Origin of the sequence: Phenylobacterium sp. NIBR 498073, assembly GCF_027286305.1 — a bacterium.
Taxonomy (GTDB): Bacteria; Pseudomonadota; Alphaproteobacteria; order Caulobacterales; family Caulobacteraceae; genus Phenylobacterium.
The window spans coordinates 1,194,871-1,220,869 of record NZ_CP114599.1; the positions used below are offsets into that span (position 1 = coordinate 1,194,871).

A 25,999-nucleotide genomic window follows, 5' to 3' on the forward strand; every position below is an offset into this window, starting at 1 on the left:
GTCATCCGTCCTCCGTGGCCGCACGAACCCTATTGCACGATCGTCGTTCGTCGATTTAATTATACGCGTATAATTAAATAATCGGAGGCGAGGATGCAGAACCAACCTGATCGGCGCGCGGTGCTTACGGCGTCGATGGCCGGCGCCGGGGCCATGGCGGTCGGCGGATCGGCCGGGGCGTCGACGCCGGCGGCCCAGACCGCCGACGTGATAGTGGTCGGCGGCGGCTTCTCCGGCCTGGCCGCGGCCCGCGCGCTCAAGGCGGCCGGACGCCGGGTGGTGGTTCTGGAGGCCCGCGATCGCGTCGGCGGGCGGGTCAAGCCGGGCCGGATCGCCGGGGTGACCATCGATCTGGGCGGCATGTGGCTCGGTCCGACCCAGACGCGGCTGGCCGAACTGGCCAAGGGCTACGGCGTGGCTGCCTATCCGACTTTCCTCGACGGCAAGAACCTGTTCGAGGTGAACGGCGTGCGCGGGATGGGGCGGGGCGAGGACTCCTTTTCGGCCCTGCCGCCCGACGCCCTGGCCGACTTCGCCGCGATGGTCGGCGAACTGGAGCAGATGGCCGGCAAGCTCAAGGGCGTGGCGCCCTGGGCCGCGCCCGAGGCCGAGGCGCTGGATCGGATCACCTTCGCCACCTGGCTCGACGGCCACGCCAAGACCAAGGGCGGGCGCGGGGTGTTCGAGATGCTGATCCCGGCCCTGCTGTGCGCCCAGCCGCACGACGTCTCGTTGCTGTTCGTGCTGTTCTACCTGCAGTCGGCCGGCGACCTTGCGACGCTGATCTCCTCGGGACCGGGCGGGGCGCAGAACTTCCTGTTCGTCGGCGGGCTGCATCAGGTCGCCGCGCGGATGGCCGCCGAGCTCGGCCCGGCGGTGAAGCTGAACAGCGCTGTCCGCACGATCCGCCAGGACGCCTCGGGCGTGGAGGTGGTCTGCGACGACGGTCGCTACACCGCCCCGCGGGTGATCGTCGCCCTGCCGCCGCCGCTGGCCGGCCGCATCGACTACGCGCCGATGATGCCGCACGCGCGCGACGCCCTGACCCAGCGGATGCCGATGGGCTCGTGCATCAAGGTCTGGGTGGCCTACGAGACCCCGTTCTGGCGCAAGGCGGGCCTGAACGGCTCGCTGTTCAGCGACGCCTTCGCCTTCGGCCCGGCCTTCGACGTCAGCCCGCCGGGGCAGCCGCGCGGCCTGATCGCCGGGTTCTTCGACGGCGCCCATGCCGGCGAGTGGAGCCCGCGCTCGCCCGCCGAGCGGCGCGCCGAGGTGCTGCGTCTGCTGGTCGAGGGGCTGGGGCCCCAGGCGGCGACGCCGCTCGACTATGTGGAGCAGGACTGGTCGACCGAGCAGTGGTCGCGCGGCTGCTACGGGGCCTTCGCGCCGCCCGGCGTGCTGTCGGCCTACGGGCCGTCGCTGCGCGCGCCGGTGGGCCGGGTGCACTGGGCCGGCACCGAGACCGCCGAGATCTGGACCGGCTATGTCGAGGGCGCGATCCGGGCCGGCGAGCGCGCCGCCGCAGAGGCGGTCGCCGCCGGCTAGTGGGCAGGAACCGGTTCGAGGCCCAGGCAGACCGCCACGCAGCGGCGCGCCAGGGCTTCGCCGGCGTCGATGAACGGCAGCCGGCCAGAGCCGGCCTCGATCACCAGCGGAACCTCGGTGCAGCCGGCGATGATCGCCTCGGCCCCGCCGGCCGCGAGGTCGGCGGTCAGGGCGGCCATACCGCTGCGCACGTCGGGTCCGCGCTCGCCGGCCTTGATCCGATACAGCAGCGCCATGAAGTCTTCCTGGCGCTCGCGCTCCAGGGTGACCATGCCCATCCCCAGGGCGGCCAGATACTCGCGATAGAGCTTCAGCGCCTCGCGGGTGCCCAGCACCCCGGCCCGCCGCGCGCCGCTGTCGCGGGCGGCCGCCGAGGCCGTGCCGATCATGTCGATCAGCGGCAGCCCGCTCGCGCGGGTGATGACGTCGGCATAGGCGTGGGCGGTGTTGCAGGCGATGGCCAGCACGTCGGCGCCGGCCCCGCGCAGGGCCCCGGCCATCTCGGCCAGCACCGGGCCGGGCCGGTTCACCGGGTCGTTGCGGTCGGGCACCTGCGGGTTGATGTCGACCAGGGTGCGGATGTGGTCCTGGTCACGCTCGGCGGGCGTCAGCGCCTGCAGCTTGGCGAGGAAGTCCAGCGTCGCCGCCGGTCCCATCCCGCCCAGCACGCCCAGGACCAGGCTCACGTGAGCGATCCTTCGAGCTCGCTGTGATAGCCGAACAGGCCCTGCGCTCCGCCGGTGTGCAGCAGCACGACCGTCTCGTCCTTGAAGGTCCCCTTGCGGGCCAGGTCGATCAGGCCCTTGACCGCCTTGCCGGTATAGACCGGGTCGAACAGCAGGCCCTCGGTCCGCGCCGCCAGTTTCAGGGCGTCGATCACGCCCTCGTCGATCAGGCCGTAGCCGGCGCCGACATAGTCGCAATTGGCGAGCGTCATCTCGCGGGTGACGCGATCGCCGTGACCCAGCAGGGCGGCGGTCTCGACCGCCAGTTTGTGAACGTTGGCTTCCTGGACATCTCTCGGCGCCCGCACCCCGATCCCCAGCACGGGGATGTCGGCCCCCAGCAGGGCAAGGCCGGCGACCAGACCGGCGTGCGTACCGGCGCTGCCGGTCGCCGTGACGATACGGTCGATGGTCAGGTTCTCGGCGTCCGCCTGGCGCACCAGCTCCAGCGCGCAATCGACATAGCCGAGCGCCCCGATCGCGTTCGAACCCCCGCCTGGAATAACGTACGGCTTGCCGCCGCGCTCGCGCACCGCCTGGGCGGATTTTTCGAGCTCGGCGTTCATGTCGGTCCCGCCCGGCACGTTCCTGATGGCCGCGCCGAGCAACCTGTCGAGAAGCACGTTGCCCGAGCCGTTATAGTCGGCCGCGTTCGACCCGGTGCGGGCCTCCAGGATGACCTCGCAGGCCAGGCCGAACTTGGCGGCGGCCGCCGCCGTCTGGCGCACGTGATTGGATTGAACGGCGCCTTGGGTGATCAGCGTATCGGCGCCTTTCGCCAGGGCGTCGCCGACCAGGAATTCCAGCTTGCGGGTCTTGTTGCCGCCGCCGGCCAGGCCCGTGCAGTCGTCACGCTTCACGTATAGCGACTTGATCCCCAGCTCGGCCGCGAGCCGCGGGGCGGGCTCCAGCGGGGTGGGAAGGTGCGCGAACCGCGCGCGCGGGAACCTGGCAAGCTGCATGGGATACTCCTCAAGCGCCTGCCTAGCACGCGGCCAAGGTCGCTCGCGAGCCCAGATTCTCTGGCCCAGCTAGGGCTTGATCTTGGGCGGCAGGGCGGCGGCCTGCTCGGGCGTCAGTTTGGTTATGTCTTTGATGATGCAGGGAGAAAGCATCCCGGGATTGGTGTGGACCTTAATGTCTAGATCCAGCGGCCGGCAGATCAGGTCGACGCCCGCGGTCGGCGCCATGACCAGCGCGTCGTTCGAGCTGGCGCCGGCCAGGCAGTTGCCGGACATCCCCAGGCGATAGACGTCGCGGTGGCGCACCGACAGGTAGACGGTCTGGTCGTCGCCCTTGGTGTGGTTGTCGATCTGGCTCATCCGAAAGCATTGGTTGGACGGGCCGGCCGGCTTGGCGGGCTCCTGGGCCAGGGCCGGCGCGGCGAGCGCGGCGGCGGCGAGGGCGGCGAGGATAAGGCGTTGCATGGCGATCCTCCTGAGACGGCCAGTCTAGGCGCCAGATTGCGGCTGGACGGCGGCGCTTTCAATTGGCGGCGTTCGCGCCTATGACTGGCGCTTGTCCTCGGGGGGCCGCGCTTAGGCGGCTGAGAGGCGGGCGAGCCCGCGACCCGTAGAACCTGATCCGGGTCATGCCGGCGAAGGGAAGGCGTTCCGAGCATGCGCATGCCCGGATTCCCGGTCGCCGGCAGGCCTTCTGGCCGCATAGGAGCTTGCCGGTGAACATTCAGACGCCCGTCAAAGACGCCATACCCACCGGCGAGCGCCCCGGCTCGCGCAAGGTCTATCAGCCCGGCGTACTGTGGCCCGACATCCGCGTGCCGTTCCGCGAGGTGGCGGTGCATCCGTCGGCGAACGAGCCGCCGGTGACCATCTACGACCCCTCCGGCCCCTACACCGATCCCAAGGCGAAGATCGACATCGACCAGGGTCTGGCCCGCGTGCGCGAGCCCTGGGTCGTCTCCCGCGGCGACATCGAGGTGGTTGAAAATCCTCGCGAAGTGAAGCCCGAGGACAACGGCTTCGCCAAGGGCGAGCATCTGGCTCCGCAATTCTCGGCGCCGCGCCGGGTCTACCGCGCCAAGGGTGGGGCGGCCGTCACCCAGCTCGAATACGCGCGCCGCGGGATCATCACGCCGGAGATGGAATACGTCGCCATCCGCGAGAACCTGCGTCGCCAGGAGAACGACGGGGCGATCCGCGACGGCGAGGACTTCGGCGCCTCAATCCCCGACTTCGTGACGCCTGAGTTCGTCCGTGACGAGGTGGCCCGCGGCCGGGCGATCATCCCGGCCAACATCAACCACACCGAACTCGAGCCGATGGCCATCGGCCGGAACTTCCTGGTGAAGATCAACGCCAACATCGGCAACTCGGCGGTGCTGTCGACCGTCGCCGACGAGGTCGACAAGATGGTCTGGGCGATCCGCTGGGGCGCCGACACGGTCATGGACCTGTCGACCGGCAGGAATATCCACAACATCCGCGACTGGATCATCCGCAACAGCCCGGTCCCGATCGGCACGGTTCCGATCTACCAGGCGCTGGAAAAGGTCGGCGGCGTCGCCGAGGACCTGAACTGGGAGGTCTTCCGCGACACCTTGATCGAGCAGGCCGAGCAAGGCGTCGATTATTTCACGATCCACGCAGGGGTCCGCCTGCCGTTCATCCCGCTGACCGCCAAGCGCGTCACCGGCATCGTCAGCCGCGGCGGCTCGATCATGGCCAAGTGGTGCCTGGCGCACCACAAGGAGAACTTCCTCTACGAGCATTTCGAAGAGATCTGCGAGATCATGCGGGCCTACGACGTGTCGTTCTCGCTGGGCGACGGCCTGCGCCCCGGCTCGATCGCCGACGCCAATGACGCCGCGCAGTTCGCCGAGTTGGAGACCCTGGGCGAGCTGACGCCGATCGCCTGGAAGCACGGCGTCCAGGTGATGATCGAAGGGCCGGGCCACGTGGCCATGCACAAGATCAAGGCCAACATGGACAAGCAACTGGCGGCCTGCGGCGAGGCGCCGTTCTATACCCTCGGCCCGCTAACCACCGACATAGCGCCGGGCTACGACCACATCACCAGCGCCATCGGCGCGGCGATGATCGGCTGGTTCGGCACCGCCATGCTTTGCTACGTCACGCCCAAGGAACACCTGGGCCTGCCGGACCGAGAGGACGTCAAGGAAGGGGTGATCACCTACAAGATCGCCGCCCACGCCGCCGACCTCGCCAAGGGCCACCCGTCGGCGCGGATGTGGGACGACGCGCTCAGCCGCGCGCGGTTCGAGTTCCGCTGGGAGGACCAGTTCAACCTCGGCCTCGATCCGGAAACCGCGCGCCAGTACCACGACGAGACCCTGCCCAAGGAGGCGATGAAGACCGCGCACTTCTGCTCGATGTGCGGCCCGAAGTTCTGCTCGATGAAGATCAGCCAGGACATCCGCGAGGCCGCCGCCAAGCAGAACGACGTCGCTGCCGGCATGGAGCAGATGAGCGAGAAATTCCGCGCCGAGGGCGGCGAGATCTACGTGAAGACCGAGTGATCCGATCCACCGCTCGTCCCGGCGGAAGCCGGGATCCATGCGGCCTTACCGCTTGCGACCGATTCCGACGTGGATAGGGCTTAGTCAGCTTGGGCCCCGGCTTTCGCCGGGGTGAGCGGAGGTGATGATGGCGATCGAACTCAAGGCTGGCGTGAAGGTCGCCGATCTGGACCTGTCGGATCTCGACTTTACGGACGCCGACTTGACCGACGCGGTGTTCGAGGGCTGCACGCTCAAGGACGGCCACGTTCAGGGGGCGATCCTGCAGGGTGCGCGGTTCAAGGACTGCCGGCTGGTCCGCTGCCGTTTCACCCACGCCGATCTGCGCGAGGCGGTGTTCGAGGGCTGCAGCTTTGCCGACGACGAGGGCCACGTCGGGACGGTGTTCGCCTTCTGCCGGCTGGAGGAGGCGCGGCTGCGCAAGTGCGACCTGTCGTTCGCGCGGCTTGAGCGTTCGAGCCTTTGGGGCGTGGAAATGGAGGCCTGCAACCTGCGCGGATCCGCCTTCGTCCGCGCCGACTTCGGGCGAGCCTTCGGGCGTAATGTCGTTCAGTGGGCCGGGGCGCTGAAGGGCTGCAACCTGGAGCTCGCGGACCTGACCCAGCTGCGGCTGCCCAAGGGCGACCTCAATCGCTCAAACTTCCGCGAGGCGGTGTTGGTCGACGCCGACCTGGAGGGGGCGGACCTGCGCGAGTGCGACCTGTTCCAGGCCCTGACCGTCGGCGCAAAGCTGGCCGGCGCCGATCTGCGCGGCGCGGAGGTGAGCGGCCTGAACCTCACGGAACTGGCCACCCTGCAAGGCATGAAGATCACGGTCGATCAGCAGTACAGACTGCTGAATGCGATGGGCGTGGACGTCCACGCCGAGTGATCAGTCGCGGTCGGCGCGGACCTTCACCGGCTCGGCCTTCCAGACGCGGACGGCGACGGCGGCGGTGATCGAGGCGAGCACGGCGGTGATGGCGCCACACCACTGCAGGGTGTTCATGCCCTCGGCGGCGAAACGGCCGACGGCGGCGCTGACGAAGAACACCAGGGCCGCGGTGCCCCACTCGGCGCCCCAGCTCGAAAACAACAGCTTCAGCATCAACAAGACCTCACGATCGCGACTGCGGCCGGCAAAAGCCACAGAGAACGGCGTTCGGGAATGCGGCAAGGGGTCGCTTGGCCGTTAGGCGGCGACGGCCACCGTCTGGCGATCGGCGACGGCCTGCAGCACCCCGAACAACTTGGCCGCCTCGATCGGCTTGGCCATGTGCAGGTCGGCGCCGGCGCTCAGGCTCGCGGCCTGGTGCGAAGGCAGGGCGTTCGCGGTCAGCATGACGATCGGGGTGTGGCTCATGCCCCGCAGGCGTTCGCGCTCGCGGATGGCCCGCACGGCGGTCAGGCCGTCCATCACCGGCATCTGCATGTCCATCAGCACCAGGTCGAAGCGCTGGACGGCGAAGGCGTCGCAGGCCTGTTCGCCATTCTCGACGCAGACCAGGTCGACCGGCAGATCGGCGAACAGCACCTGGACGACGCGGCGGCTGGTTGGGTGATCGTCGGCCAGCAGCACGCGTAGCGGCCGGTCCGGCGCCGCCTCGGCCTCGATCTCGGGATCGACCTGAACCGGCGCGGCGACCACGGTCATCGGCAGCCTGACGGTGAAGGTCGCACCTTCGCCGGGGGCGCCGGTCGCGTCGATCTCGCCGTTCATCAGTCCGACCAGATGCTTGGCGATGGTGAGGCCAAGGCCGGCCCCGCCGTGGCGGCGGGTGCGCGAGCGGTCGCCCTGCTCGAAGCGTCCGAACAAGCGGTCCTTGTCGGCCGGATCGAAGCCCATGCCGGTGTCCTGCACGTCGATACGCCAGCGGTCGGGGCCGTCGGTGCGCACCGCGATCGCGACATAGCCTTCGCTGGTGAACTTCACGGCGTTGGCGAGCAGGTTGACGAGCACCTGCTTCACTCGCACGGCGTCGCCGACCACCACCGTCTCGGCGGCGGGGTCCAGGTCGAGTATGACGTCGAGGGCCTTCTCCTGCGCCCGCGGGCCGGCCAGGGCGGCGACGGCGCGGATCGCCTCGCCCAGGTGGAACGGCCGGGTGACGACCTCGACGTCGCCGGTCTCGATCTGCGAAAGGTCCAGCACGTCCGAGAGCAGCCGCTCCAGCGACTCGCCCGAGCCCTGGATGATGCCGACCATCTCGGCCTGCGAGGCGGTCAGGGAGGTCTTGCCCAGCGCCGCGGCGATGGCGTTGACTCCGTTAAGCGGCGTGCGGATCTCGTGGCTCATATTGGCGAGAAACTCGCTCTGCGAGCGGTGGCTGGCCAGGAACTCCAGCGCCGCCTTGCGGATCCGGGCGATCATCACCGCACCGACCAGGCCGAAGGCCAGCAGCACCAGCGCCACCGGCAGGGCGGCGGCGCGAGCCAGGGCCGCGCCGGGCTTCTGGGGCGTCCAGCTCAGATAGAGCGGGGTCTCGCCCTGGCCGGTCGGCAGCTTCAGTTCGGCGTCGCCCGAGGCGGCGCGCGAGGCGCCGACGCCTGAGCGCAGGTTCTGCAGTTGCAGCCGCTCCTGCAGCTTGCCCAGCGAGGCCGGGTCGATCTTCAGAGCCATGACGATGATCGGCGCATAGGCGCGCAGCGGCACGGCGGTTGCGAAATCCGGCTGCACCAGGGTGGCCGTGACCAGGTAGACGGCGCCGTCGTGGGCGATGAAGTCGCTGGCCTGGATCGCGTGCGAGACGGGCTCACGCGGTCCCCCAGGGCCGCGCCGTCCGATCGGGCCGCGCTCGGCCTCTGCCTGCCGGACCTGGGCGATCAGCGGCTCGGCGCCACGGAACCTCTGATAGGTGGACGGATCGACGGTCTGGCGATGCAGCCGCGCATAGAGCGGGCGGTTGTCGCCATCGAGGACGAACAGGTGCTCGAAGTCGATATTCTGGGCGAAGTAGTCATTGAGGTTGGCGTCGGCCCAGGCCGCGTCGAAGCGGTTGTCCAGGTTGACCACCGCCTCGTCCCAGTTGGTCTCGGGAAGGATCGAGCGTTCGATCTCGGCGATGCTGGTCAGGACCCCGCGCTCGACCAGCGCGATCTCGCGGGTGCGGACGTCGGCATCGACTTGCCGCGCCCAGATCAGCAGGCTGGCGACGAACACGGCCATCGCGCCCAGGGCCAGCGCGACCAGCGGCGCCAGCAACCTAAACTCGGACTCCCGCCGCATTTGCCCCCGGCCCCTCGATCGGCGCTACAGATCGCGACAGTGGCGACAAGGTGGTTAAGGGAGGGTGTGGTCCGGCAAGTTGCACGAAATAGGCGAATGACCCGCAGGTTTCGCCCTGAGCTTCAGCCCCGCTCGCGCGGGTTGAGCTCTGCGATGGAGCGCACGATCCGATCCGGCCGGATCGGACTGCCGGCCGGCAGGCCCTCGCCGAGATGGTCATGCCAGATGGCGTAGATGCCCAGGCGCTGCGGCGCGGCGACTTCCCACTCGAGGTTGTCGCCGACCATCCAGGTTTCATGCGGCTGCACGCCAAGCACCTGCATGGCGTGGACGTAGGCCTGTTCTGCCGGCTTGCCGAATCCGGCCTCGCCCTCGATCTGCACGTGCTCGAACAGCGGCGCGAGGTTGAAGCGCTCGACCTTGGCGCGCTGCGGCTCGGCCGCGCCGTTGGTGACCAGGGCCAGCTTCACGCCCAGGTCGCGGAACGCCTGGATCGTCTCCAGCGCGCCGGGGAAGAACTTGGCCTGCTGCTCGCGATAGATGTGAAAGCGCTCGCCGAAGGCATGGGCGAATCCGGCGGTCAGGCCGGGCGCACGGTCGCGAAGTTCCGCGAAGCCTTCCTCGACCGCCAGGATGCGGCCGGCGCCCAGGTTCTGACGCCAGATGGCGGCCCGGGCCTCGTCCGACCAGAACCGCCGGAACCCGGCCTCCATGACCATGCCGGCGGCCTCGGGCGTCACCGGGGCGAAGCGGGCGGCGAACTCCTCGATCACCGCTTGCAGGATCAGCCGACGCGATCCGAAGGAGATGATGGTTTCGTCCAGGTCGAACAGAATCGCTTTGGGCAGGCTGCTCATGGCGCGTTGGGATGCCAGCGAAAGCCCGGCGATTCCAGCCCCGCCGCCGCCGGGTGAGTCCTTTCCGCCACGCTCGCGCTCGCCTGACGCGTGTGTGACCGGATGCGGCCATGGCCCAGCTTGACCCCCCTGACCGGGCGCCTCCAAGGTGGCGTCACGTCGGAGAGAATGAATGCGACTCAAGGCGCGTCTGGAGCGTGATTGGCGGTTCTTTCGCAGTCTGAGACGCACCCTCAAGCGGGTGAAGTCGATTGCGCCGACCTCGGACAACCTGATCTGCGACGACATCCAGGCGGCGGTCGAGCAGTGGCGCGAGCGTCCGGCCCTGACCTTCGAGCACAAGACGCTGACCTATGGCGAGATGGACGCCGTGGCCAACCGCTTCGCCCACTGGGCCAAGGGGATCGGCGTGCGGCGCGGCCAGACCGTGGCGCTCTTCCTGCCTAACCGGATCGAGTACTTTCCGATCTGGTACGGCCTGACCAAGATCGGCACCGTCACCGCCCTGATCAACAACCAGCTGACAGGCGCGCCGCTAGCCCACTGCCTGAACCTCTCGGGCGCGGCGCATGTCATCGTCGACGGCGAAACCTCGCCGGCCTTCGAGCAGGCCAAGGGGCTTCTGGAACGGCCCATGCAGCAATGGGTGCTCGGCCAGGCGCATGGCGACCAGCGCGACCTGAGCCAGGCGCTGAAGAGCTGCAGCCAACTGCCGCCCGACCGCTCCGTGCGCGACGGCATGACCGCCAAGGATACGGCGCTCTACATCTACACCAGCGGCACGACCGGCCTGCCGAAGGCAGCGCGCATCACGCATGTCCGGGCCCAGCTCTACATGCGCGGATTCGCCGGCTCGACCGGGGCGACCGACAAGGACCGCGTCTATGTCACCCTGCCGCTCTACCACGCCACCGGCGGGCTCTGCGCGCTGGGCGCGGCGCTGCTGAACGGCGGCTCGGTGGTGCTGCGCAAGAAGTTCTCGGCCAGCCACTTCTGGGACGACGTGGTCGAAGAGAATTGCACCATGTTCGTCTATATCGGCGAGCTGTGCCGCTACCTCGTAAACCACGAGGAGGTCGAGGCCGAGCGGGCGCACAAGATCCGCCTGGCCTTCGGCAACGGCCTGCGCGCCGACGTCTGGGCGCAGATGAAGAGCCGGTTCCGCATTCCCGAGATCCTCGAGTTCTACGGCGCGACCGAGGGCAACGTCTCGATGTTCAACTTCGACGGCAAGGTCGGGGCGATCGGGCGGGTGCCGAAGTGGCTGAAGGAGCGGTTCAACTTCCGGCTCGTCCAATTCGACGTCGAGAAGGAAGAGGAGGTTCGTGGCCCGAACGGCCTCTGCATCGAGGCCGGTCCGGGGCAGATCGGCGAGTGCATCGGCAAGATCGGCCACGACGCGCGCAGCGAGTTCACCGGCTATGTCGACAAGGCCGCCTCGGACAAGAAGATCCTGCGCGACGTGTTCGCCAAAGGCGACGCCTGGTTCCGCACCGGCGACCTGATGAAGACCGATGTCGACGGCTACTTCTATTTCGTCGACCGCATCGGCGACACCTTCCGCTGGAAGGGCGAAAACGTCTCGACGGGCGAGGTGGCCGGCCACCTGCAGGCGATCCCCGGCGTGGCCGAGGCCAATGTCTATGGCGTTGCGGTCGAGGGCGCGGACGGACGTGCCGGCATGGCCGGGCTGGTCGTCGATCCCGACTTCGACATCAAGGTCTTCGAGGAGATCGTGAACCGCGAGCTGCCGTCCTACGCCCAGCCGGTGTTCGTGCGCATCCTGCCGGCTATCGAGACCACCGGCACCTTCAAATACCGCAAGATCGACCTGGTGGCGGAAGGATTTGATCCTTCCGCTTTCAAGGGCCCGGTCTATTACAAGGACCCGACCAAGGGTTATGTGAAGATGACCAAGCCCGGCCACGCCAAGATCCTGGCCGGCGGGGTGAAGCTCTAGCGCCGCGCGCCCTACGCCGCGGCGCGGACTCGCCTATATTGGCGACATGCCGACCGAAGTGACCGCCGACGCGCCCCTGCAGGGCGCAGCCCTGATCAAGGACGAGGTGCGCCGCCTGCCGGACGCGCCGGGCGTCTATCGCATGATGGGCGAGGGCGGAGAGGTGCTCTATGTGGGCAAGGCGCGGTCGCTGAAGAAGCGCGTGCTGCAGTACGCGCAAGGCCGCTTCCACACCCAGCGCATCGCCCTGATGGTCGACCTGACCCGGTCGATGGAGTTCGTCACGGTCCGCACCGAGACCGACGCCCTGCTGCTGGAAATCAACCTGATCAAGCAGTTGAAGCCGCGCTTCAATGTGCTGCTGCGCGACGACAAGAGCTTTCCAGAGATCGTCATCCGGCGCGAGCATCCGGCCGCCCAGCTACGCAAGCATCGCGGCGCGCACACCATCAAGGGCGACTATTTCGGGCCGTTCGCCAGCGCGCTTTCGGTCAACAGGACCCTGAACACCCTGCAGAAGGCGTTCCTGCTGCGCTCGTGTTCGGACAGCGTCTACGAGAGCCGCACGCGCCCGTGCATGCTGCACCAGATCAAGCGCTGCGCGGCGCCGTGCACAGGGCTGATCAGCCTGGAGGACTACGCCGGCCTGGTCGATCAGGCCGAAGACTTCCTGCGCGGCAAGAGCCGGGCGGTGGTCGGCAGGCTGTCGGCCGAGATGCAGGCGGCCTCCGATGAGATGGAGTTCGAGCGCGCCGCCCGCATCCGCGACCGTATCCGCGCGCTGGCCTCGGTTTCGCAGGAACAGCAGATCAACCCCGAGACCCTGGAGGAGGCGGACGTCTTCGCGCTCCATGCCGAGGGCGGACAGGCCTGCGTGCAGGTGTTCTTCTTCCGCGCCGGCCAGAACTGGGGCAACCGAGCCTACTTCCCGCGGGTCGACAAGTCCGACGAGGACCCCGACGTCATGTCGGCGTTCCTCGGCCAGTTCTACGACGACAAGCCGATCCCCAAGCTGATCCTGACCAATATCGAGCCGGCCGAGTGCGAGCTGCTGTCGGAAGCCTTCGCCGTGAAAGCCGGGCGCAAGGTCGAGATCAACCAGCCCAAGCGCGGCGAGAAGGCCCAGTTGGTCGAGCACGCCCTGACCAACGCGCGCGAGGCGCTTGGCCGCAAGATGGCCGAAAGCTCGGCCCAGTCGAAACTGCTGGCCGGGGTCTGCGAGGCGTTCGGCCTGGAAGCCAATCCCGAGCGGATCGAGGTCTACGACAACGCCCACATCTCCGGGACCAACGCGGTCGGCGGCATGATCGTGGCGGGGCCCGACGGCTTCCAGAAGGGCCAGTACCGCAAGTTCAACATCAAGGGGACCGACCTCACCCCCGGCGACGACTACGGCATGATGAAGGAGGTGATGCGTCGCCGCTTCTCGCGCCTGGTCAAGGAGGAGGAGGCCGGCGAGAACCCGGTGCGCCCAGACCTGGTGCTGGTCGACGGCGGCGCAGGGCAACTAGCCGCGGTGCTGGAAGTCATGGCTGACATCGGCGTGGACGACATCAACGTCGTCGGCGTCGCCAAGGGGCCGGACCGCGACGCCGGGCTGGAGCGGTTCTTCATCGAGGGCAAGACGCCCTTCATGCTCGAGCCGAAATCGCCGGTGCTCTACTACCTGCAGCGCCTGCGCGACGAGGCCCACCGCTTCGCCAACGGCAGCCACCAGACCCGCCGGGCCATGGACATCAAGAAGAACCCGCTTGATGAGATCGACGGGGTGGGGCCTGGCCGCAAGCGGGCCCTGCTGCACGCCTTCGGCTCGGCGCGCGGGGTCAGCCGCGCCTCGGTCGACGATCTGGCCAAGGTGGACGGGGTGAGCGAGGCGCTCGCCCAGAGGATTTTCGACTTCTTCCGCAAAAGCTAGATCTGCGGTTAGTCTGCCGCCCCGACGAGGAGAGGCCCATGATCCGCATCGCCGCCGTCGCCGTGTTCGCGACCATGGTCCCCGCGGCCAGTGAGGCGAGCTCGCCCGACGCCTGGGAGGAGTTCCGCGCCGACGTCGCCGCCAAGTGCCTGGCCGCGGCCAAGACCACCGGCATGACGTCTCCGGAGGTGTTGGTTCATCCGCTGGGTACGCAGACCTACGGGCTTGCCGTGCTACGGGAAGGCGCGGACAAGCGAATCTGCGTCTATGTCAAGCAAACCCAGAAGGTCGAGCTGACGCCGGCCACCTAAAGGACCGCACTGCGTTAAAGCCGCCATGAAAGCTCTACCGAACATCCTGACTTCGCTGCGGCTGGTCCTGACCCTCTTCGTGTTTCTGGCGCTGGCGACGGCGGCCGGGGCGGTGCCCTATGTCAGCGAGCACCTGACGCCCGAGGCGCAGTTTTCGCTGCAGCGCTGGGCCTTCTGGTCGTTCGTGATCGCCGCGGTCACCGATTTCTTCGACGGCTGGCTGGCGCGCAAGCTGGACGCGGTCAGCGTCTGGGGCGCGATCCTCGACCCGATCGGCGACAAGGTGCTGGTCTGCGGCGCGATCCTCGGCCTGCTGGCCATGGGCGGCCAGCCGGCGGTGGTGCTGCCGGCCGGGCTGATGCTGTTCCGCGAGTTCACGGTCAGCGCGCTGCGCGAGGTCGGCGCCGGCAAGGGCGTGAAGCTGCCGGTCACCATGCTGGCCAAGTGGAAGACGACGCTGCAGCTCACCGCCCTGGCGGCCGAGCTGCTGGTCGCCTCGTGGGGCGCCTTCGGCCTGCCGCCGGAACCGGCCATCGAGCAGCCGGTCACCCTGTTCGCCCATGGCCTGATGTGGCTGGCGACCATCGTCACCCTGATCACCGGCGCCCAGTATTGGGAGCAGACCCGCAAGGCGCTCAGCGCCCTATAGACTGCCGTCGACGTGTCATCCCGGAAGTCGCATAGCGACTGTCCGGGGCCCATGAACACCAGATGGGCACGTGCTGGCGCGGCCGCGCCTCATACCGCCAGGACAGCGCAAATGGGTCCCGGTCTTCGGCTGCCCCGAAACCGGGATGACACCCCTAGCGCCGGGCTGAGCTCCGTCAGGCCGGCGCTTTCTCGGCGGCGCGGGCCTTCACGCGCTCGACCCAGGCGACGATGTTCTTGTTGTCCGGGTTGATCGGCTGGCCGACCGAGGCGCCGAACTGCAGGAAGCAGAACAGCAGGATGTCGGCCAGGGTGAAACGGTCGCCCGCCACCCAGGTCTTGCCGGTCATCAGGCCGTCCAGCCAGGTGATCTTCTCCTGGGCCAGTTCCTTCAGGTCGCCGGCGGCGTGCGGGATGGTGCGCAGGCGGCTCTGGAACAGCGGCAGGCCCTCGGCGAACCGGAAGCCGTTGGCCATCGGCTCGCAGATGTTGAGGTCGATGCGGCGCACCCACATGCGGGTGGCGGCGCGCTCCTCGGGCGTCGAGCCGATCAGAGACGGGCCGGCGAACTTCTCGTCGAGGTATTCGCAAATGGCGGTGATCTCGGCCAGGTACGAGCCGTCGTCCAGCTCCAGGCAGGGCAGCTGGCCGGCCGGGTTCTTGGCGACGTAGGGCGGCTGGCGGTTTTCGCCGGCCATCAGGTCGACCTTCTCGGTCGGAACCTGCGCGCCTTTCTCGGCCAGGAACATGGCCACGACGGCCGGATTGGGGCCCATCGACGTGTAGAGTTTCATGCCGTCCTCCCTGGACTTTTGTGCGGCCGGCATTTGGCGCGGTTTACGTTGGGGCTATCAAGCCCCAAGCGCCCTCAGGACATGGGATTGGCCGCCGGCGGCGGCTCGGGCAGGGGGATGAATTCCTGGTCGTCGGCGTCGGGCAGCTTCATGCGTCCGGCCCGCCAGTCGGCCTTGGCCTGTTCCAGGCGGTCCTTGGACGAGGAGACGAAGTTCCACTCGATCAGGCGTGGGCCGATCGGCTCGCCGCCCAGCAGCATGACGATGGCGTCGCTGATCGCAGTGAACAGGACCGGCTGGCCGGGCTCGAAGACCAGCATCTGGCCCTCGTGGAACTGGCGCCCGTCAACCTCGACCATGCCCTGGGCGACATAGGCCGCGCGCTCGGGGTACTCGGCGGGAAGCTGCGCCCGGGCGCCGGCGTTCAGGTGCCAGTGGACATAGAACATCGGCGAATGGGTTTTTACGGGGGACGAGGCGCCGAAGGCCTGGCCGGCGATCAGCCGCGCCCACATGCCCTTTTCCTCATGCGTCGGCAGGACGTCCGGCGAGTAGTGGTTGAACGCGGGGGCCATCTCCTCGTCTTCGACCGGCAGGGCGATCCAGGTCTGGATGCCGTTCATCCGGCCGCCCTTTTCGCGCAGGGTCTCGAAGCGCTCGGAATGGGTGATGCCGCTGCCGGCGGTCATCCAGTTCACCTCGCCCGGCCGGATCGGCTGGGTGACGCCGACGGAATCGCGGTGAGTCATCTCGCCCTCGAACAAGTAGGAGAGCGTCGAAAGCCCGATGTGCGGGTGGGGGCGCACGTCGACCTCGCGGCCGAAGCCGGCCTGGAAATCTGCCGGCCCCATGTGATCGAAGAAGATGAAGGGGCCGATCATCCGACGCTTGGCGAACGGCAGGACGCGGCCGACTTCGAACCCGCCGAGGTCTTTGCGGCGTTGGTCTATGACGAGGTCGATCATGGTCCGGCTCCCTGCGCAGGTTCCTGCGAGGGAGCGCAGGAACGAGGCTAGCCTTGCGCGCTCACATAGGGGCTGACAAGGCCGAGCGGCGCGGCGGTGGTGTTCTTCACCGACCGGATCACGATGCGGCTCTCGATGTTCGACACCAGGCCCAGCGACAGGATCTTGTCGCGCAGGAAATCGTCGAACGCATGCATGTCGCGGGTCACGACGCGCAGCTCGTAGTCGGCCGCGCCGGTGACGGTGGCGCACTGGACCACCTCGGGCAGCTTGGTGATCGCGGTCTCGAAGGCGTCGAGGTTGTCCTTGGTCGGCAGGCTCAGCTTGACGGTGCAGTAGACCTCGAAGCCCAGGCCCAGCAGGTCGCGGTCGAGAATGGTCACCCGGCGCTGAATGACGCCCGTATCTTCCAGCCGCTTGATCCGCCGCCAGCAGGGGCTGGAGGACAAACCGACCCGTTCAGCGATCTCGGCGACCGACAATCCGGCGTCGTGCTGGATGAGATCCAGAATCTTGGCATCGACCGCGTCGAGGGCCTCGGACAATTTTTCCTCCATCAAACCGCATAATTCGGCGTCAATCTTGCCCCGAAATGACCTTGCGGGGGCACGCCTTTGGCAAGCAATTCCATCGATCTTATATGATCTTCTATTGGCATTGGGGAGCCGAAAAGGAAAGATATTGCTATGCGGCACGCTGACGTGACGCTCGACGACAAATTCCTGCTCACGGAAGGTCGAGTTTTCATCACGGGCGTCCAGGCGCTGCTCCGGGTGATGATCGATCAGCACCGTCTGGACAAGGCCGCGGGCCTCAACACGGCCGGTTTCGTCTCCGGTTATCGCGGTTCGCCGCTCGGCGGGCTGGATCAGCAGGCGCATCGCGCCGCCAAGTTCCTCAAGGACGCCGAGGTCGTCTTCAAGGAGGGCCTCAACGAGGACCTCGCCGCGACCGCGGTCTGGGGCAGTCAGCAGGCCAACCTGTTCCCGGGGGCCAAGTTCGATGGCGTCACCGGCATGTGGTACGGCAAGGCCCCCGGGGTCGACCGCACCGGCGACGCCTTCAAGCACGCCAACTTCGCCGGCACCTGGGCCAAGGGCGGCGTGCTGGCGGTGGCCGGCGACGACCACACCTGCAAGTCCTCGACCCTGCCGTCGCAGTCGGAATACGCTTTCCAGGACTTCGAAATGCCGGTGCTGTCGCCGGCCGACGTGCAGGAAGTGCTCGACTTCGGCCTGATGGGCATCGCCATGTCGCGGTTCTCAGGCCTGTGGGTCGGGCTGATTGCGCTGGCCGACACCATGGACTCCGGCGTCACCATCGACGTGTCGGTCAATCGCCACCAGATCACGACGCCGACGAACTTCACCATGCCGGCCGGCGGCCTCGGCATCCGGCTGAAGGACCAGCCGCTGGAAAAGGAGCGCCGGCTCCGCAACTTCAAGATCCCGGCCGCTTTGGCCTTCGCCCGGGCCAATCGCCTGGATCGGGTGATGCTCGGCTCCTCGCGCCCGCGCCTGGGCATCGTCTGCCAGGGCCAGGCCTACAAGGACGTCATCGAGGCGCTCGCGGCCATGGGCATCTCGGCCGCCCAGGCCTCGGACCTCGGCGTCGCCATCTACAAGGTCGGCATGCCCTGGCCGCTGGAGCCGACCGGACTGCGCGCCTTCGCCGCCGGCCTCGAGACCCTGATGGTGGTCGAGCACAAGCGCCCGCTAATCGAGACACAGGCCCGCGCCGCCCTCTACGACCTGCCGGCCCACGCCCGCCCGAAGATCATCGGCAAGGTGGACGAGCAGGGTCACCCGCTGCTGTCCGAGCTCGGCTCGCTATCGGTGGCCGAGGTCGCGCTCGCCATCGCCGACCGGCTTCCGCCCGGCCCGCACATGGAGCGGGTGCACGACTACCTTTCCCGCGTCTCGGCCGCCTCGATGGCCGCCGTGACCCTAGCCGCCGACCAGCAGCGCAAGCCGTTCTTCTGCTCCGGCTGCCCGCACAACACCTCGACGCGGCTGCCGGAGGGGACCCGCGCCCTGGCCGGGATCGGCTGCCATTACATGGCCAGCTTCAACGACCCGCAGACCGACCTGAACAGCCACATGGGCGGCGAGGGGCTGACCTGGGTCGGCTCGGCGCCGTTCACCAGCGAGCCGCATGTGTTCGTGAACCTGGGCGACGGCACCTACAACCACTCCGGTTCGTTGGCGATCCGCGCGTCGGTCGCGGCGAACAGCCACGTCACCTACAAGCTGCTGTTCAACGACGCCGTCGCCATGACCGGCGGCCAGGCGGCCGAGAGCGGCTTCACGCCCGCCCAGATCACTCGCCAGCTGGCCTCGGAGGGCGTGACCAAGACCGTCATCGTCGCCGACGATCCCAGCCGCTACGAGGGCGTCACCGACCTCGCGCCAGGCGTCGAGGTCAAGCCGCGCTCCAAGCTGATGGACGTGCAGAAGATGCTGCGCGAGACGCCCGGCACCACGGTTCTGCTCTATGATCAGGTCTGCGCCACGGAGAAGCGCCGTCGCCGCAAGCGCGGTTCGATGGAGGTCGCCACCAAGCGCGTCTTCATCAACCCCCTGGTCTGCGAGGGCTGTGGCGACTGCTCGAAGAAGTCGAACTGCGTCTCGGTCGAGCCGCTGAACACCGAGTTCGGCCGCAAGCGCAAGATCAACCAGTCGAGCTGCAACACCGACTATTCCTGCCTGCAGGGGTTCTGTCCGTCCTTCATCACCATCGAAGGCGGCGAAAACGCCCAGGCCAAGTCGATGCCGGCCCTGACCGCCGACTCCACTCCGCTGCCGACGTTCGAGCCGCTGGAAGGCGTGCGCAACATCGTCTTCACCGGCATCGGCGGCACCGGCGTGACCACCGTGGCTTCGATCCTGGCCATGGCCGCACACGTGGACGGGCGCGCCTCGTCGGTGGTCGACATGACGGGCCTGGCCCAGAAGGGCGGGGCGGTGTTCTCCCACGTCCGCATCGGTGAGACCGAAGAGACCGTGGTCGGCGGCCGCGTGCCGGCCGCCTCGGCCAACGTGCTGATCGCCTGCGACATCCTGTCGGCCGCAGGGGCCGACGCCCTGGCGCTCTACGCCAAGGACCGCACCGCGGCGGTGGGGAACGAGGACTTCGCCCCGACCGCCGATTTCGTCAGCGACCGCGACGTGCGCTTCGACGCCGGCCTGATGTCGCGCAAGATCAAGGCGGCGACCAAGACCTATGACGAGTGCCCCGCCCATCACTTGGCGGAGAGCAACTTCGGCGACGCCATCTACGCCAACATGATCATGGTCGGTTTCGCCTGGCAGAAGGGCCTGATCCCGCTGTCGAGCCGGGCGGTCTATCGCGCCATCCGCCTGAACGGCGTCCAGGCCGAGGCCAATCTCCAGGCCTTCGAGCTGGGCCGCCGCGTCGCCCACGACCCGAGCCTGGCCCGGGCGGCCGAGGATCACACCCCGACGCCGGAGACCATGCCGCTGGACGAACTGATCGCCCACCGCACCCGCGAGCTGACCGGCTATCAGGATGCAGCCTACGCGCGCCGCTACGCCGACCAGGTGGCCAAGGTCGCCGCGGCTGAGGAGCCGCTCGGTTCGGACAAGCTGACCCGCGCGGTGGCGGTCAACCTCTACAAGCTGATGGCCTACAAGGACGAGTACGAGGTCGCCCGCCTCTATACTGACGGTCGTTTCACGCAGGAGCGCAACGCGGCCTTCAAGGGCGGCAAGACCAAGATCCTGCTGTCGCCGCCGCTGATCGCGCCCAAGGGGCCGGACGGTAAGCCGAAGAAGATCGAGTTCAGCGGCTGGATGCTGGAGACCGCCTTCCCGATCATGGCCAGGATGAAGGGGCTGCGCGGCGGTCCGCTCGACATCTTCGGCCGCACCGAGGAGCGCCGTATGGAACGCAGCCTGATCGCCGACTACGAGGCGGGCCTGGCCAAGCTGCTGGCCGGCCTCGACGCCGAACGCCTGCCGCTGGCGACCAAGATCGCCGCGGTCCCGCAGGCCATCCGCGGGTTCGGGCACATCAAGGAAGTCGCGGTAAAGGTCGCCAAGGCCGAAGAGGCCAAGCTGTGGGCCAAGTGGGAGGCCTAGTGCCTCCCACTTGGGCGCCGTGGCTCGACGGTCGCCTGCATCGCCAAGGCTGGTCGTCGCTCCCATGTCCATCGCATGGGAGAGCGTTCTGAACCGGACATCGAGACTGCGCAGCCTGCTCTGCGCGTCGAGTTGTTCGTTCATGACGTCAGGCGTTCGGTCGCCTTCTATCGTGATGTTCTCGGCTTCGAAGTTCTGCGCGAGGCGCCCGGCGGCTACGTCTCCATCGGCCGTGGAGGCGCCGTCCTCGGGCTCAGTGCCGCGTCTCAACTTCCAGCGGGTCATCCGGTTCGCCCCGAGCCTGGCTGCAGGGTGGGGCTCGGCGTCGAACTGGTCGTCGCGGTCGACGATGTTGCATCTGTCCACGCCCGCGCTGTCGCCAGCGGAATGGCGGAGATCACCGCGCTCGTCGATCAACCCTGGGGGCTGACCGATTTCCGCATCCTGGATCTCGACGGCTACTACGTGCGGATCACCGGTCGATCACCCCTCGCCTAGACGTGAGGGGCGCTGCATCAGACCGGCAGCGCGTTCGCCCGTTCGGCCAGCAAGGCGTCGCGCAGCGGCAGGTCGCCGTTGCGGGCGGCGGCCTCGATGATCGTCAGGTCGATGACGTCGCGTTGGGCGTGGCTCCCGCCGAAGCGTGCAGCGCGGCTGCGCACGTCGCGCAGGCGGTTGAGCGTCAGGGCGTAGCGGCCCTCGCCGAAGGCGTGCAGGGCCTCCATCACCGGCAGGCCGACGTCGCGGACGAAGCCGGCGTTGTCGCGGTCGCCGGCCAGCAGCTGCCTTTGAAGGTCAAGCAGGGCCCTGGCCGCCTCAGTGCGGCCGGCGCCGACGAAGGCCATCATCGCGTGGGCGTCGTCGAAGGCGTAGGTCCCCTTGTCGATTTTGGCCTCGTAGGCGTCGGCCAGCGCGGCCCAGCGCTCGCCCAGGTCGACGCCGCGCAGGTGCAGCCGCCAAAGCAGGGCCGCGGCGTCGACCATGTCGAAGGCCATCTCCGATTTGGCGCCCCAGATCGGGCCGTCGTAGAGAGCCAGCACTTCATCCACTTCGCCGAGGCCGAGATGGAACAGCGCCAGATGCCACCAATTGTGCACCTGGAAGAAGCTGTCGCCGGTCCAGGCCGGCAGGTCGCCGCGGAACCAGGCCACGCCGTCGCGGCGGCGGTCCTGCATCTCCATCACGTGCGCCACCGCATGCCATGACCAGCCGTTGCGGGGATTGAGATCGAGGGAGCGGCGAGCGGCCTCCTCGGCGCGGCCGTACTGGCCGGATTCCTCCAGGCCGAATGCGTGCATGCCGAGCACGGCGTGATAGCCCGGCGCCGTCGGCGACCAGGAGGGCAAGGCCCGGCCGATGCGGTCGCGCAGCATGCGGCTGTCGCCGACCAGGAAGTCGATCAGGTGTCCGACCTGCAGCGCCAGTCCGTCGCGCGGATTGGCGATAGCCAGATCCTCCAGCACGCGCCCTGCAGCCTTCAGCGCGCCGTCGCGGAGGTGGGCGAGGGCGACAAGGTGCCCCCGCTCGCGGTCGTTGGCCGGCACGCCCTCGGCCCTGGCCAGGGCCTGGACGCCAAGGGCGGCGGCCTCGGCGTTGGTCCCGATCATGGTCAGATAAGCCTTCAGGGCATGGCCCATGACGAACTGCGGGCTGTCGGCGAGCGCCTCCTCCAGCAGGGCCAGAGGATCGCCCGCGTAGCAGTAGAAGGCCTCGAGGGCGCTCTCGTAACGCTCGGCGGCCAGGGCGCTGGCGCCGGTGAGGACATCGCCTGAATGCGCTTTCTGCACCGTATCCCCTCCTTGGGGCGAGATACGGCGGCCAGAATACGCTCGGCGCTGGAGCCCAGCAATTACAAGCTGTTACTTGGCGGCCTGCCGCACCGCTTGAGCGAACGCCATCTGCGCCTGCCAGAGCTCGTCCTTCGACGCCGCCGGCCAGGCGGAGTTGACCGCGATGACCAGCTTCTCGGCCGGATAGACGAAGATCTGCTGGCCGAAGATGCCTTCGGCCGCATAGCCGTCGGGGATGATCCACCAGAAATAGCCGTAGCCGGTCTCGATCCCGCCGGGCGGGAAAGACTGGTGGGCGCGGGTGGCGTCGGCGACCCAGCCGGCCGGCAGCACGTCCTGGCCATTGACCTTGCCGCCTTCCAGCATGAACTGGCCAAGCCGCGCGTAGTCGCGGGCGGTCATCGACATGCAGCAGCCGCCGCGTTCGTGGCCGGCCGGGTCCTTCACCCAGATGGCGTCCTGCTCCATGCCGTAGGGAGCCCAGATCTTTTCCGAGAGATAGGTCGACAGCGGCTTGCCGACGGCGTTGGAGACCAGGATCCCGGCCAGGTCGGTCTCGCCGGTCTTGTAGACGAACTTGGCTCCGGGCTCGGCCTCTCGCGGCAGCTTGCGCATGTAGCTGACGATCGGGTTCATGCCCGGCTCGCCCGGAGTCGTTCCGGCCTTGGCCACGTCGGAATTGAGGTCGGTGTAGTCCTCGTTCCACTTCACGCCCGAGGTCATGGTCAGCAGCTGGCGGACCGTCACGCCCTCATAGGCGCCGCCCTTGAGCTCGGGAATGTAGTTGGTGACGACGTCGTCCAGGCTCTTGATCTTGCCGTCCTTGATCGCCGCCCCGACCAGGGTGGCGGTGACCGACTTGGCGACCGAAAACGAGGTCCAGCGCTCAGTCGGCTTGCGATCGAGGCCGTAGCGTTCAAGCACGATCTGGCCGTCCTTCAGCACCACCACGCCGGAGGTGTTCATCGCGGTCATGTAGCCGTCGAGCGTCTGGGCCTGGCCGTTCCAGGTCCACTTGGGATCGATCTGGCGGGCGGCGAGCGGCAACTCGCGCACATGCGCGCCCCGCGGCACGACCTGAACCGGCGTGACCTTCTCCATGTTGCGATAGCCGTAGCGCTGCTGATCCGGCGTCCAGGCCAGGATCGAGCCGCCGGCTGGCGGCGGGGCAGGGTCCTGAGCCAGCGCAGCGCCATGCAATCCGCCGGCGACCGCCAAGGCCATCAGTGTGAGTCTGCTCGCGTGCATGGGCGCCCTCCCGCTCTATTTGTGATTGATGGCCAAGCTAGACAGCGGTGGGCGGTTTGCATACCGCCGTCGTTCGGCTAGGCCTTGGCCATGGCGGATTTCGATTTCGACGCGGTGGTGGTCGGGGCTGGCGCGGTGGGCTTGGCCTGCGGCTATGCGCTTAGCAAACGTGGCTTGGTGGTCGCGGTGCTGGAGGCCGGGCCGATCATCGGCGAGGGGGTCTCGGCCCGCAATTCCGAGGTCATTCACGGCGGGCTCTACTATCCGACAGGTTCGTTGAAGGCGCGGCTCTGCGTCCAGGGCCGGCGGGCGCTCTACGCCTTCCTCGACGCGCACAAGGTCGCCTACGATCGCTGCGGCAAGCTGGTGGTCGCGACCAACGCAGACGAGGTCGGCAGACTCGACGGCATTCTCGAGCAAGCCGAGGTCAACGACGTCGAAGGCATGGCGCGGCTGACCAAGGCCCAGGCGCTCGCGCTAGAACCGCAGCTCAACTGCGAGGCGGCGCTGATCTCGCCCGAGAGCGGCGTCTTCGACAGTCACGGCTACATGCTGGCCTTGCAGGGCGAGATCGAGGCGGCCGGCGGCGCGGTGGTCACCTCGACGCCGTTCGAGGGCGCGACGCCGCTGGACGGCGGCGGCTACAGCGTCCGCGCCGGCGGCGCCGAGCCTACCACGCTCACCGCCCGGCTGCTGATCACCGCGCCGGGCCTCTCGGCGCAGGCCGTCGCCGGCGAGATCGAGGGCTTTCCCAAGGCGAGCATCCCGCCGCTGCACTACGGCAAGGGCGTCTACTTCCGGCTCAGCGGCAAGGCGCCGTTTGCGCGGCTGATCTATCCGCCGCCGATCCCCGGCGCGCTCGGCACCCACTATCGCCGCGACCTTGGCGGTCAGGCCGTGTTCGGCCCCGACCTGCACTATGTCGACGAGCTCGACTACAGCGTCGATCCGGCCCTGGGCGACGAGTTCTACGCCTACATCCGCAAGTTCTGGCCGAGCCTGCCGGACGGCGCCCTGGCGCCCGACTACGCCGGTATCCGGCCCAAGCTGCACGGCCCAGGCGAGCCGCAGCCCGATTTCCGCATCGACGGCCCGGAAAAGCATGGCCTGGCGGGCCTCGTCACCCTGTTCGGCATCGAGAGCCCGGGCCTGACCTCCTCGCTGGCGATCGGCGAAGAGGTCGCGGGCCGGCTGGGGCTCTAGCCCTTCGGCGTGACCTTCAGCACCCGGCCGTTCTTGCTGTCGGTGGCGAGATAGAGCGCCCCGTCGGGGCCGACGACGACGTCGCGGATGCGCTCGTTGAGGTCGGTCAGCAGCCGCTCCTCGCCGACCACCTTGCCGTCTTGCATGACCAGCCGCACCAGCGCCTTGCTGCCCAGGCCGCCGATCAGGATGCTGCCCTTCCAGGCCGGGAACAAGTCGGCCTCATAAAAGGCCATGCCGGCCGGGGCGATCACCGGATCCCAGTAGTAGACCGGCTGCTCCATGCCCTCCTTGGCGGTCAGGCCGGCGCCGACAGGCTTGCCGGAATATTCCAGGCCATAGGTGATGGTCGGCCAGCCGTAGTCCTTGCCGGCCTGCGGCTGGTTCAGCTCGTCGCCGCCGCGCGCGCCGTGCTCGACTTCCCACAGCTTGCCGGTCTTCGGGTCGATCGCCGCCGAGAGGATGTTGCGATGGCCGTAGGACCAGATCTCCGGCCGCACGCCGGGTTTGCCCACGAACGGGTTGTCCTTCGGGATCGAGCCGTCGGAATTGATGCGGACCACCTTGCCCAGCGTGCCGTCCAGGCGTTGGGCCTGGGCGCGGCCCTCGAGGATCGAGCGCTCGCCTGTGGTGACGAACAGCGTGCCGTCCGGCGCGAACACCAGCCGCCCGCCATAGTGCTTGGTCGAGTTCATCGACGGGGTCTGGCGGAAGATGACCTGGACGTTCTCGATCCGGTCGCCGGTCAGCTTGCCGCGCGCGACGGCGGTGTTGTTAGTCCCGTCGGCGGCCGGTTCGGCGTAGCTCCAGTAGATCAGGCCGTTGTCTGGGAACTTCGGATCGACCGCCACGCCCAGCAGTCCGCCCTGGTCGGCGCCGACCACGGCGGGCAGGCCGATGATCGGGCCCGACAGCTTGCCGTCGGTTCCGAGGATCTGCAGCTGGCCGAGGTGCTTTTCGGTGATCAGCAGCCGGCCGTCCGGCAGGAAAGCCAATCCCCACGGCATGTCCAGGCCCTCGGCCAGCGTCGTCACCTGCAGGGCGAGGTTCGACTTCACCTCCGGCGCGCGGGTCTGGCCGGCGAAGGCGGGCTGCTGGTCGGGCGCATTGGCGGGCTTGGAGGCGACCGGCGCGCCGGCCGCGCCGGACTGCGCCTGGCCTTCGGTTCCGCCGCAGGCGGCGACCAGGGCGGCGAGGGCGGTGGTGAGGACAAGACGGCGCATCGGAACTCCTG

The 25,999-nt window shown here is 68.3% G+C and carries 22 protein-coding genes and 1 riboswitch; of the genes, 10 read left to right on the plus strand and 12 right to left on the minus strand.

The window, feature by feature from the left end; all coding sequences use genetic code 11:
* Positions 1–93 precede the first annotated feature (93 nt).
* The gene (locus tag O4N75_RS06190; RefSeq protein WP_269628480.1) at positions 94–1,545 is read left to right on the plus strand and encodes an FAD-dependent oxidoreductase; all 1,452 of its coding nucleotides are present in this window, start codon (positions 94–96) and stop codon (positions 1,543–1,545) included.
* Here O4N75_RS06190 and O4N75_RS06195 read toward each other — a convergent pair.
* The 3 genes from O4N75_RS06195 to O4N75_RS06205 all read right to left on the minus strand — a co-directional run bounded on the left by O4N75_RS06195 (position 1,542) and on the right by O4N75_RS06205 (position 3,697).
* Complete coding sequence (locus O4N75_RS06195) at positions 1,542–2,231, minus strand: amino acid racemase (RefSeq protein ID WP_269628481.1); 690 nt, start codon at positions 2,229–2,231, stop codon at positions 1,542–1,544. The two genes, O4N75_RS06190 and O4N75_RS06195, sit on opposite strands and share 4 nt — an antisense overlap.
* Positions 2,228–3,232, minus strand: a complete 1,005-nt coding sequence (locus O4N75_RS06200; RefSeq protein WP_269628482.1) for a D-cysteine desulfhydrase — start codon at positions 3,230–3,232, stop codon at positions 2,228–2,230. Before O4N75_RS06200 ends, O4N75_RS06195 begins: the two co-directional genes overlap by 4 nt.
* A gap of 69 nt (positions 3,233–3,301) precedes the next feature.
* On the minus strand, positions 3,302–3,697 hold the full coding sequence (locus tag O4N75_RS06205) for a DUF6491 family protein (protein ID WP_269628483.1): 396 nt from the start codon (positions 3,695–3,697) through the stop codon (positions 3,302–3,304).
* 88 nt (positions 3,698–3,785) lie between these two features.
* Positions 3,786–3,893: riboswitch (TPP riboswitch) on the plus strand.
* A 55-nt stretch (positions 3,894–3,948) separates the two neighbouring features.
* Between O4N75_RS06205 and thiC the strand changes: the two genes are divergently transcribed.
* Together thiC and O4N75_RS06215 are read left to right on the plus strand one after the other, a co-directional pair.
* Complete coding sequence (gene thiC, locus O4N75_RS06210) at positions 3,949–5,769, plus strand: phosphomethylpyrimidine synthase ThiC (protein WP_269628484.1); 1,821 nt, start codon at positions 3,949–3,951, stop codon at positions 5,767–5,769.
* Between the two features lie 127 nt (positions 5,770–5,896).
* Positions 5,897–6,640, plus strand: coding sequence for a pentapeptide repeat-containing protein (locus O4N75_RS06215; RefSeq protein WP_269628485.1), 744 nt, complete (start codon positions 5,897–5,899; stop codon positions 6,638–6,640).
* Here O4N75_RS06215 and O4N75_RS06220 read toward each other — a convergent pair whose 3' ends face one another.
* From O4N75_RS06220 to O4N75_RS06230, 3 genes are all read right to left on the minus strand, one after another.
* Positions 6,641–6,856 (minus strand): hypothetical protein, encoded by a 216-nt coding sequence (locus O4N75_RS06220; RefSeq protein ID WP_267230776.1) that lies wholly within the window; start codon positions 6,854–6,856, stop codon positions 6,641–6,643. It lies immediately after the preceding gene.
* 84 nt (positions 6,857–6,940) lie between these two features.
* Positions 6,941–8,974, minus strand: coding sequence for an ATP-binding protein (locus O4N75_RS06225; protein WP_269628486.1), 2,034 nt, complete (start codon positions 8,972–8,974; stop codon positions 6,941–6,943).
* 122 nt (positions 8,975–9,096) lie between these two features.
* On the minus strand, positions 9,097–9,831 hold the full coding sequence (locus O4N75_RS06230; protein ID WP_269628487.1) for an HAD family hydrolase: 735 nt from the start codon (positions 9,829–9,831) through the stop codon (positions 9,097–9,099).
* 172 nt (positions 9,832–10,003) lie between these two features.
* Between O4N75_RS06230 and O4N75_RS06235 the strand changes: the two genes are divergently transcribed.
* From O4N75_RS06235 to pgsA, 4 genes are read left to right on the plus strand one after another with little or no spacing between them, the layout of a single operon-like run.
* Positions 10,004–11,791 carry a long-chain-acyl-CoA synthetase gene (locus O4N75_RS06235; protein WP_269628488.1) on the plus strand — a complete coding sequence of 596 codons (1,788 nt, stop codon included), beginning with the start codon at positions 10,004–10,006 and terminating at the stop codon, positions 11,789–11,791.
* Between the two features lie 46 nt (positions 11,792–11,837).
* Positions 11,838–13,706: an excinuclease ABC subunit UvrC gene (gene uvrC / locus O4N75_RS06240; protein WP_269628489.1), complete on the plus strand. Its 1,869-nt coding sequence runs from the start codon at positions 11,838–11,840 to the stop codon at positions 13,704–13,706.
* Between the two features lie 38 nt (positions 13,707–13,744).
* Positions 13,745–14,017 (plus strand): hypothetical protein, encoded by a 273-nt coding sequence (locus O4N75_RS06245; RefSeq protein ID WP_269628490.1) that lies wholly within the window; start codon positions 13,745–13,747, stop codon positions 14,015–14,017.
* Positions 14,018–14,042: 25 nt separating this feature from the next.
* Positions 14,043–14,666 (plus strand): CDP-diacylglycerol--glycerol-3-phosphate 3-phosphatidyltransferase, encoded by a 624-nt coding sequence (gene pgsA / locus O4N75_RS06250; protein WP_269628491.1) that lies wholly within the window; start codon positions 14,043–14,045, stop codon positions 14,664–14,666.
* Positions 14,667–14,841: 175 nt separating this feature from the next.
* Here the strand turns inward: pgsA and O4N75_RS06255 are convergent, their stop codons facing one another.
* The 3 genes from O4N75_RS06255 to O4N75_RS06265 all read right to left on the minus strand — a co-directional run bounded on the left by O4N75_RS06255 (position 14,842) and on the right by O4N75_RS06265 (position 16,969).
* Positions 14,842–15,459 carry a glutathione S-transferase family protein gene (locus O4N75_RS06255; RefSeq protein ID WP_269628492.1) on the minus strand — a complete coding sequence of 206 codons (618 nt, stop codon included), beginning with the start codon at positions 15,457–15,459 and terminating at the stop codon, positions 14,842–14,844.
* Between the two features lie 74 nt (positions 15,460–15,533).
* Positions 15,534–16,424, minus strand: coding sequence for a pirin family protein (locus O4N75_RS06260; RefSeq protein ID WP_269628493.1), 891 nt, complete (start codon positions 16,422–16,424; stop codon positions 15,534–15,536).
* A gap of 47 nt (positions 16,425–16,471) precedes the next feature.
* Positions 16,472–16,969, minus strand: coding sequence for an Lrp/AsnC family transcriptional regulator (locus O4N75_RS06265; RefSeq protein ID WP_267230785.1), 498 nt, complete (start codon positions 16,967–16,969; stop codon positions 16,472–16,474).
* A 141-nt stretch (positions 16,970–17,110) separates the two neighbouring features.
* On the opposite strand from O4N75_RS06265, the gene O4N75_RS06270 reads away from it, so the two are divergent.
* Complete coding sequence (locus O4N75_RS06270; protein WP_269628494.1) at positions 17,111–20,524, plus strand: indolepyruvate ferredoxin oxidoreductase family protein; 3,414 nt, start codon at positions 17,111–17,113, stop codon at positions 20,522–20,524.
* A 75-nt stretch (positions 20,525–20,599) separates the two neighbouring features.
* A complete protein-coding gene (locus tag O4N75_RS06275; protein ID WP_269628495.1) occupies positions 20,600–21,022 on the plus strand; it encodes a VOC family protein in 423 nt (140 codons plus the stop codon).
* Positions 21,023–21,039: 17 nt separating this feature from the next.
* Here O4N75_RS06275 and O4N75_RS06280 read toward each other — a convergent pair whose 3' ends face one another.
* The gene (locus tag O4N75_RS06280) at positions 21,040–22,311 is read right to left on the minus strand and encodes a tetratricopeptide repeat protein (RefSeq protein ID WP_269628496.1); all 1,272 of its coding nucleotides are present in this window, start codon (positions 22,309–22,311) and stop codon (positions 21,040–21,042) included.
* Positions 22,312–22,383: 72 nt separating this feature from the next.
* On the minus strand, positions 22,384–23,562 hold the full coding sequence (locus O4N75_RS06285; protein ID WP_269628497.1) for a serine hydrolase: 1,179 nt from the start codon (positions 23,560–23,562) through the stop codon (positions 22,384–22,386).
* A 90-nt stretch (positions 23,563–23,652) separates the two neighbouring features.
* Between O4N75_RS06285 and O4N75_RS06290 the strand changes: the two genes are divergently transcribed.
* Positions 23,653–24,765, plus strand: a complete 1,113-nt coding sequence (locus O4N75_RS06290; RefSeq protein WP_269628498.1) for an NAD(P)/FAD-dependent oxidoreductase — start codon at positions 23,653–23,655, stop codon at positions 24,763–24,765.
* Here the strand turns inward: O4N75_RS06290 and O4N75_RS06295 are convergent.
* Positions 24,762–25,988, minus strand: a complete 1,227-nt coding sequence (locus tag O4N75_RS06295; RefSeq protein ID WP_269628499.1) for a PQQ-dependent sugar dehydrogenase — start codon at positions 25,986–25,988, stop codon at positions 24,762–24,764. The two genes, O4N75_RS06290 and O4N75_RS06295, sit on opposite strands and share 4 nt — an antisense overlap.
* Positions 25,989–25,999 lie beyond the last annotated feature (11 nt).